Origin of the sequence: Arthrobacter sp. BB-1, from assembly GCF_006151685.1 — a bacterium.
GTDB lineage: Bacteria > Actinomycetota > Actinomycetes > Actinomycetales > Micrococcaceae > Arthrobacter.
Genome location: NZ_VDEV01000018.1, coordinates 72,861 through 81,968 on the forward strand (window position 1 = coordinate 72,861; position 9,108 = coordinate 81,968).

At 66.6% G+C, this 9,108-nt stretch carries 7 protein-coding genes; all 7 read left to right on the forward strand.

The window, feature by feature from the left end:
* Window positions 1-50: 50 nt before the first annotated feature.
* Window positions 51-2,030 (forward strand): YafY family protein, encoded by a 1,980-nt coding sequence (locus tag FHJ30_RS10260; RefSeq protein WP_139029189.1) that lies wholly within the window; start codon window positions 51-53, stop codon window positions 2,028-2,030.
* Window positions 2,031-2,040: 10 nt separating this feature from the next.
* A complete protein-coding gene (locus FHJ30_RS10265) occupies window positions 2,041-2,391 on the forward strand; it encodes a hypothetical protein (protein ID WP_139029190.1) in 351 nt (116 codons plus the stop codon).
* 27 nt (window positions 2,392-2,418) lie between these two features.
* Window positions 2,419-2,691, forward strand: a complete 273-nt coding sequence (tatA, locus tag FHJ30_RS10270; protein WP_045731378.1) for a Sec-independent protein translocase subunit TatA — start codon at window positions 2,419-2,421, stop codon at window positions 2,689-2,691.
* A 48-nt stretch (window positions 2,692-2,739) separates the two neighbouring features.
* Window positions 2,740-3,534 carry a twin-arginine translocase subunit TatC gene (tatC, locus tag FHJ30_RS10275; protein WP_139029191.1) on the forward strand — a complete coding sequence of 265 codons (795 nt, stop codon included), beginning with the start codon at window positions 2,740-2,742 and terminating at the stop codon, window positions 3,532-3,534.
* Between the two features lie 20 nt (window positions 3,535-3,554).
* Entirely contained in the window at window positions 3,555-6,488 is a 2,934-nt protein-coding gene (locus FHJ30_RS10280) for an RNA helicase (RefSeq protein WP_139029192.1), read from the forward strand.
* Between the two features lie 54 nt (window positions 6,489-6,542).
* Window positions 6,543-8,198, forward strand: a complete 1,656-nt coding sequence (locus tag FHJ30_RS10285) for an amidohydrolase (protein ID WP_139029193.1) — start codon at window positions 6,543-6,545, stop codon at window positions 8,196-8,198.
* A gap of 93 nt (window positions 8,199-8,291) precedes the next feature.
* Window positions 8,292-9,038 carry a polyprenol monophosphomannose synthase gene (locus tag FHJ30_RS10290; RefSeq protein ID WP_139029194.1) on the forward strand — a complete coding sequence of 249 codons (747 nt, stop codon included), beginning with the start codon at window positions 8,292-8,294 and terminating at the stop codon, window positions 9,036-9,038.
* Window positions 9,039-9,108 lie beyond the last annotated feature (70 nt).

The window sequence follows — 9,108 nt, forward strand, 5'->3', positions numbered from 1 at the left end:
GGCTGCCGCGCTTTCTGCGTTCCGGCGCGGACTTTAGTAACGTAACCAGAGTGTCCGTATCCCGTACTGAACGTCTCCTCAACCTGCTCATCGCGCTCCTGAACACCCGGTACGGCCTCCGCCGCAGTGAGCTGCGGGAAAAGGTCTACCACGACCAGTCAGGCAACGACGTTGCCTTCGGCCGGATGTTCGAACGGGACAAGAACGACCTGCGCCAGTTCGGCTTCGAGGTAGAAACGCTGACGGACTTGGGATGGAGCGAGGACGATCCCGCCACCACCCGCTACCGCATCGGAAAGGAATCGAACCGCCTTCCCGACGTCCAGCTGGGGCCGGAGGAATGGACCGTGCTCCTCCTTGCCTCACAGCTGTGGGAACGCGCCGCCCTGGGCACGTCCGCCCAAAGCGCGCTCAGGAAACTCAAGGCGTCCGGCCGCATGGCCGACGTCGGACTGCCCGCCGGTGTCCAGCCGCGGATCAAGCCCGCCGGACAGGCCTTCGATGACCTGGTCGCCGCGATGCACTCCCGGCACCCCGTCACGTTCACCTACCTCGCGGGCACCACCGGCAAGGAGGAACCGCGGACGGTGGAGCCGTGGGGGCTGGGCAGCCGGTTTGGCCAGTGGTACCTCGTGGGCCATGACCGGGTGCGGAACGCCACCCGGCATTTCCGGCTCTCCCGCTTCACCAGTGCCGTGGCAACGCTGGACAAGGAGCACTACACGCCACCCGTGGACTTCAATGTGCGGGAGGAACTGGCGCGCCTCCCGGAACTTCCGCTGCGTACCGCGGTCGTGGACGTCAGGGAAGGCCGCCTACTGGCCCTGCGCCGGCGGAGCTCTCCTGCAGCCATGGACACCGGCCAGCCGGAGCCCGGGTATGAGCGCCTGGCCCTGCAGTTCAGGGATCCTGAGAGCCTCGCTGAGGAACTCGCCTCCTACGGGCCGGATGCGCGGGCAGTAGCGCCCGCCGAACTGGCGGGCGCCGTCCGCCGCAGGCTTCGCGCCGCGGCCGACTTCAGCGCCGCACCTGCGCCCTCCTACCGCTTCAGCGAGGCCCGCACCCGCAGTGTCCGCAAACGCACGTCCGAAGACCAGCTCAAGCGGATGCTCCAACTGGTGCCCTTCCTGGTGCACAACCAGGGACTGCACATCCAGGACGTCGCAGACCAGTTCGGCGTCAGCAGGCAAGAACTTGAGGACGACCTCCAGATCCTCATCTGCTCCGGCCTTCCCGAGGGATACCCCGATGATCTCCTGGACATCCAGTGGGACGACGACCATGTCTACATCACCCAGGACCTTGACCTGACGAAACCGGTCCGCTTCACCGTGGAGGAAGCCTGCGCCCTCCTGACCGGGCTGGAGACACTGAACGGGCTGCCGGAAGTAGCTGAGGGCGGCGCCCTGGAATCAGTGACGCTCAAGCTCCTGGCGGCCGCGGGCGAGGAAGGACTCAGGGCGGCTTCCCTTTCCGGTCCCGAAGTCACCCCTGCGGAGGCCGCCACGCACGCCACCGTGCGGCAGGCGATCGAGTCCCGCTCCCAGCTTCGCCTGACGTACCTGTCGCCCCAGCGCGACTCCATCTCCGAACGCGATGTGGACCCGCTCCGGCTCTATTCCCTGGACAACACCTGGTACTTCGAGGCCTACTGCCACCTTGTCCGCGGGCTGCGGAACTTCCGCCTGGACCGCGTCCAGGAGCTGCACCCGAACGGTGCTCCCATCCCTGCCGGTATCACCCCGGCGGAAGGGGCGCCCGCAAAGCTTTTCACCGCCAACGACGACGACACCACCGTCACCGTCCAGCTCACCCGGCAGGGGAGGGGACTGGCAGATGACTACTACGCGGAACGCACCGTGGAACTGCCCGACGGCGGCCTGGTGGCTGATATCCGCTTCGGCAACACCGCCTGGCTGCCGATGTTCGTGGCCCAGCACGGCGGTTCGGCCCGAATTCTTGCACCGGACGAGTTGGCGGAGGCGGCCCGCAACTGGCTGGCGGCATCCCTGGCCATGTACGGCGGCTAGACTTCTCAGCATGCCTTGGTGGTCCTGGATCCTGATATGGGTGGCGCTCGTTGCGCTCTCGCTGCTTTTCTATGTCCTGCTGGGCATCCGGTTGTTCCGCCAGTTCATGGCAACCGTCAAGGACCTGGGGGCGGCCGGTGAAAAGCTGGGGCACTTGGGCCCTGTTGAAACGCCCGAGGCCCCAGCGCCGGCGACGCCCCGCTCTGGATCCGCGGTTTTTGCCTCGCCGTCCGTCATGAGACATGATTACGAGGCATCCAAGTCCTCCCGACAGGAAGAACGCCGCCTTCGGCGGGTGCAGCGCAAGATTGACCGGGGCCAGCCACAGGCGCTCGGCGATCTGGACTTCACCTCGAAGTAAAATTGTTTGTAGACGAAAGGATTTCCCGTGGGAAGACTCTTTGATGGCCCCTGGCCCATCGTAATCATCATCGTTGTTGCTCTGCTCCTCTTTGCCGCGCCCAAACTTCCGGCCATGGCACGCAGCCTTGGCCAGTCCATGCGGATCATCAAATCCGAGGTCAAGGAAATGAAGAACGACGGCAAGACCGAATCCACTGACGCCTCAGGTCCGGTGGAAGGCACCATCGTCAACCACCCCAAGGCGAAGCCCGGTGAGCCGACAGACGGCACTGACGTTCCGCCGTCGAACCGCGCCTGACCCAAAGTGGCACTGTCGCGGGCCCGTAAAGCCAACCCCGAGGGGCGGATGGCTCTTTGGGACCACCTCAAAGAGCTGAAAAACCGGCTGATCAAGTCGGCTATCGGCGTCGTCATTGGCGGCATCGGGGGCTGGATACTTTACGATCCGCTGCTGAAGGCGTTGGCCGAGCCGGTCAACCGCATCTCAGAGCAAACCGGCGGGCTCTCGGCTATCAACTTCGGCAGCATTGCGTCTCCGTTCGATTTCAAGCTGCAAATGTCGCTCCTCATCGGCGTGGTCATTTCCAGCCCCATCTGGATCTACCAGCTCTGGGCGTTTATCACGCCCGGCCTGACCTCCAAGGAACGCCGCTACACACTGGTGTACATGGCGGCAGCCGTCCCGTTGTTCCTGGCCGGCATCTGGGCCGGCTGGCTTGTTGTGCCGCAGGTGGTCCACGCCCTGACGCAGTTCACCCCGGAGGGGTCCTCGAGCGTCATCGACGCCCGCACCTACATCGAGTTCGTGACCCGGATGGTCCTGGTCCTGGGCCTTGCCTTCCTGGTTCCCGTGGTGCTTGTAGGCATCAACATGGCCGGCATCATCTCCGGCCGCACCATCCTTAAAGCCTGGCGCATAACGGTGTTTCTGGTGTTCGTCCTGGCGGCCATCGCCGCTCCCGGAGCGGACGCCATCTCGATGTTCATGCTGGCCGGTCCGCTGCTGGTGCTTTTCTTTGCCGCGATCGGCATCTGCCTGATGAACGACAAGCGCCGCGAACGCAGGACAGCCAAACGGGCAGCTGAAACCGAAGCCACGGCAGACATCGCCACCCCCGGCAGTGAGCTCAAGAACCTCTGAGCGCCCGTTAGGCTTGGGGTATGTCCTCCAACACCGGGCCTTCGTCCATTGGACCGTTCCCTGCCGGGCCCAGCGAGCCTGAAGAGCTCTCTCCCGCCGAGCGGTACCGTGCCAGCGCCGAGCGCAGGGCCGAAGCGGCGACCTACCTCGGAGCCTTCGTCCGCACCCTCGACTTCGAACTGGACGACTTCCAGCGGCAGTCATGCCGCTCCCTCCAGGAGGGCAGGGGAGTGCTGGTGGCGGCACCCACCGGTGCCGGCAAGACCATCGTCGGTGAGTTCGCCATCTACCTGGCGCTGCAGCGGGGCCTGAAGGCGTTCTACACCACCCCCATCAAAGCCCTCAGCAACCAGAAGTTCACCGAACTTTCGGAAAAATACGGCGCCCAAAACGTTGGCCTGCTCACGGGCGACACCAGCATCAATGGCGACGCCCCCGTCGTCGTGATGACCACAGAAGTCCTGCGGAACATGCTGTACGCGGATTCGGCAACGCTGGACGATCTTGGCTACGTGGTGATGGATGAGGTGCACTACCTTGCCGACAGGTTCCGCGGTGCCGTCTGGGAGGAAGTGATCATCCACCTGCCCAGCGAGGTTCAGGTGGTCTCACTCAGCGCCACCGTCTCGAACGCCGAGGAGTTTGGAGCCTGGCTGGATACTGTCCGCGGTGATACCGACATCATCGTCTCCGAGCACCGTCCGGTACCCCTCTGGCAGCACGTGATGGTGGGCCGCCAGATCATGGACCTGTTCGCAGGCGAGGTCACCTTTGACGAAATTGCCCCGCCCGTGGACGACGGGGAGACGCAGCCGGTCTCGTCCGGGGACAGTGCCAGGGGGCGCGGCTTCGACGTCAATCCGGACCTCCTTACCGTGGCGCGCAGCGAGAGCCAGCAGAGCTTCCGGAGCCGCCAGGGCGGACCGGCCGGGCGCGGCCAACGCGGCCGGCGCGGCAACGAACGGCCCGGCCGGGGCAGCGACGAGCGGGGAGTCCGCCCCGCCAGCCGCCCGCAGGTCATCGCAAGCCTTGACCGCATGGACCTGTTGCCGGCCATCACCTTCATCTTTTCCAGGGCCGGCTGCGACGCCGCCGTGGCCCAGTGCGTGGGCTCGGGGCTGTGGCTGACCACGGAGAAGGAGCAGCGGATCATTGCCCAGCGCGTGGACGAAGCGGGTCAGGATATCCCGCCGGACGACCTCGACATCCTGGGCTTCTGGACCTGGCGTGACGGCCTGATCCGAGGCTTTGCCGCCCACCACGCCGGGATGCTGCCCACGTTCAAGGAAGTGGTGGAGAAGCTCTTTGCCGACGGCCTGGTCAAAGCCGTTTTCGCCACGGAGACCCTGGCCCTGGGCGTCAACATGCCTGCCCGCTCGGTGGTGCTGGAGAAGCTGGACAAGTTCAATGGTGAAGCCCACGTGGACATCACCGCAGGGGAGTACACGCAGCTGACCGGCCGCGCAGGCCGCCGCGGCATCGACGTCGAAGGCCATGCCGTGGTGCTGTGGCAGCCAGGAACGGACCCGACGGCGGTCGCTGGCCTGGCGTCCCGGCGCACCTACCCCCTGAACTCAAGCTTCCGGCCCACGTACAACATGAGCATCAACCTTCTGGCCCAGTTCGGCCGTGCCAGGGCGCGCGAAATCCTTGAATCCTCCTTCGCCCAGTTCCAGGCTGACCGTTCCGTGGTGGGGCTGGCCAAGCAGGTGCGCAGCCGGGAGGAATCGCTGGCCGGATATGCCAAATCAATGACGTGCCATCTGGGCGATTTCACCGAGTACGCCCGGCTGCGGAGGGAACTCTCCGACGCCGAAAACGCCGGCTCGCGCACCAAGTCCCGCGCCCGGAAATCGCTCAGCGACGATTCCCTCGCCCGCCTGCTGCCGGGGGACGTGGTAGACGTTCCCGGCGGCAGGGCGCCCGGTCCGGCCATCGTGCTCAGTTCGGACCACAGCAGCCGCGAGCCGCGGCCCGCCGTCCTGACGCTGGACAACCAGCTGCGGAGAATTGGAACCGACGATCTTGAGGGCCCCATTGCGCCCGTGACCCGCATCCGCATTCCGAAGTCCTTTAACGCCAAGGTGCCCAAATCCCGCCGCGACCTTGCCTCCTCGGCCCGGAATGCGCTCCGCGAGAACCGGCCGCCTGCCCCGGGCAATAACCGGAACAACGACTTCGGCCTCGCAACGGCGCTGCCCAACCAGGAAAAGCGCATCGCCGACCTCCGCCGCGCCCTCCGGGCCCACCCGTGCCACGGCTGCAGCGAGCGGGAAGACCATGCACGCTGGTCCGAACGCTGGTGGAAGCTGCGGCGGGAAACGGACGGGCTGGTGCGCCAGATCCAGGGCCGCACCAACACCATCGCCAAGACCTTCGACCGCGTCTGCGACGTCCTGACCGCGTATGGGTACCTGGAGCCGGCTGCCGACGGCCGGCTGGGCATCAGTCCCGACGGCCAGCGGCTGCGGCGGATCTACGGGGAGAAGGACCTCCTCATTTCCCAGTCCCTGCGCCTGGGCGCCTTCGACGACCTGGACGCCGTGGAGGTAGCGGCCCTGGCCAGCGTGCTGGTGTACCAGGCCAAACGGGAGGACCGGGGGCTCCGGCCCCGGATGCCCAGCATCTCCCTGGAGACCTCGGTGGACATTGTCATCCGCGAATGGTCTGCCCTGGAAGACGTGGAGGAGGAGAACAAGCTTCCGCTGACCGGAGAACCCGAACTGGGCCTCGTCTGGCCTGTCTACAAGTGGGCCCGTGGCCGCCACCTGCAGGACGTCCTGAGCGGCACGGACCTGGCGGCCGGTGACTTTGTCCGCTGGGTCAAGCAGGTTATCGACCTCCTGGACCAGCTCGCCAAGATTCCAGGCCTGGATCCCCGCCTTGCCCGGCTCTGCGCCGAAGCCATCTCACTGATCCGCCGCGGCGTTGTGGCCTATTCCTCCGTACTCTGACAAGCTTCGCCGGCCACCCGCCGGCCCATACCAACCCCAGGAGCACTGCCCCGCATGTCCCAGCCCGAACCGCTGCCCGCTACCCGAACGAAGACCGTCCTCTACCGCAACGGGTCCGTCTACACCGCCGCGGACCCGTTCGCCACGGCCATGGTGGTGGACGGCGGCACGGTCGCCTGGGTGGGGTCGGAACAGGCTGCCTCATCCATCGTGGACAGTTCCATGGAGGTCATCGATCTCCGGGGCGCCCTGGTGGCGCCGGGCTTTGTGGACTCCCACATCCACCTGACGGAGACCGGCATCGCGCTGGAGTCACTGCAGCTGGCCGGAGTCCGTTCGGCCGAGGAACTGCTGGACGCCGTGGCCGGCGTCCCCGGCAACGGTCCTGTCCTGGGCCACGGCTGGGACGAAACCACCTGGGGGGACGGGACCCTGCCCACAGCCGAGGAACTGGAACGGGCTTCCGCCGGGCGCCTCGTGTACCTCTCCCGGGTGGACGTGCACTCAGCGCTGGTGTCCGGGTCCCTGGCCAGCGCGTCGGGCGTCCGGGAACTGGACGGGTTCGACGGCGGCGCGACGGTCCGCAGGGAGGCGCACACGGCTGCCCGCCAGGCTACGCGCCGGCTGCCGCAGGGCGAACTGCGGCGGCACCAGGGCCGCGCGTTGTCCGAAGCGGCAGCGAACGGCTATGTGGCAGTGGCAGAAATGGGCGCACCGCACATCGGCGGCGCAGAGGACCTGCGGCTTGCAGCCGAATGGAACAACAGCGGCCCGGAAAGCGCCGGAGTCCCTGAAGTCCTGCCCTACTGGGGGGAGCTGGCCACCTCCGAAGAGCATGCGCGCCGGCTCGTCGGCCAGTTCGGCTTTGGCGTACGGGGACTGGCCGGCGACCTCAACATCGACGGCTCCATCGGGTCACGGACGGCTGGCCTGAGGTCCGCATACACGGACGCGCCCGGCGAGCAGGGGAGCCTGTACCTTACGGTTGATGAAGCCGCCGCACACCTCGCCGCCTGCTCGCTTGCAGGGGTCCAGGGCGGGTTCCATGTTATCGGCGACGCCGGGCTGGATACTGCGCTGGCCGCCCTTGAGTTGGCTGCCCGTGAGGTGGGTGAGCAGCGCGTGCGCGCTGCCGGCCACCGCTTTGAACACGTGGAGATGGTTGATGCAGCCGCCGTCGGGACCCTGGCCCGCTATGCGGTAACCGTCAGTGCGCAGCCCGCGTTCGACGCTGCCTGGGGCGGCCCCGGCGGGCTGTACGAGCAAAGGCTGGGGGAGCGGAGCCGGTCCATGAACCCGTTTGCCACGCTCTTCGCAGTCGGGGTTCCGGTGTGCTTCGGCAGCGACAGCCCCGTGACCCCGTTGCGGCCATGGTCCAGCGTCCGCGCCTGCCTGGAGCACAACAACCAGGACGAGCGGATCTCAGCCCGCGCCGCCTTCCTGGGCCACACCAGGGCCGGCTGGCGGGCAGCTAAGTATTCGGACCCCATGGCAGGACAGCTAGTGCCGGGGGCTCCTGCGAGTTTCGCTGTGTGGGAGGTCGAGGAACTGATGGTCCAGGTGGCGGACGGCCGCGTCCAGTCGTGGAGCACCGACCCGAGGGCGCGGACACCGCTGCTGCCTGCCCTGGACACCGGCACTGACCCGGTGTGCCTGCAAACGGTCCGGAACGGCGTCGAACTTTTCGCTAGTCCCGCCCTCCGGTCCTGACCAGGCGCCCGCCACACTATAATTGGTAGTTGCGCCTGCCGGAGCTCTCTTTGCGGCCGGCGCTCTGACCGTTTCCCTCAGGAAAGGCCCTTTGTGCGCGTCCTCACGATCATTCCCACCTACAACGAGCTGGAATCGCTGCCCAAGACCCTCCAGCGGCTTCGCGCGGCGGTCCCGGCGTCCGACGTCTTGGTGGTGGATGACAACAGCCCTGACGGCACCGGCCAGCTCGCGGACCGTTTCGCTGCCGAGGACAGCCAGGTGCACGTCCTGCACCGCAAGGGCAAGGAAGGCCTGGGCGCCGCGTACATTGCTGGCTTCCGGTGGGGGCTGGACGCAGGCTATGACGTCCTGGTTGAAATGGACGCTGACGGTTCCCACCAGCCAGAGCAGCTTCCCCAGCTCCTGGAAGCCGTCGAGCAGGGCGCCGACCTGGCCATGGGCTCCCGGTGGGTTCCCGGCGGCAGCGTGGTCAACTGGCCCCTCTACCGCCAGGTCATTTCGAGGGTGGGAAGCACCTACGCCCGGCTCATGCTGGGTTTGAAGATCAAGGACGTCACGGGCGGTTACCGTGCGTTCCGCAGGACCACCCTGGAAAAGCTGAACCTGGACCAGGTGGACTCGGTCGGCTACGGCTTCCAGGTGGACCTCGCCTTCCGCGTGGCGCGCATGGGCCTCCGCATCGAGGAACGTCCCATTACTTTCGTGGAGCGGGAACTCGGTGCCTCCAAGATGAGCGGCAACATCGTGCTCGAAGCCATGGTCAACGTCACCAAATGGGGCCTGCAGGCCCGCTGGAACACCCTGACCCGCAGGAAAGCAGCTGCGCAGCAGCCGTAACCGCTGGACACGGTGCTGAAGAAACTGGATTAACAGGAAGGGGCCTGTCCCTGCACCGAGTGTGAACTGG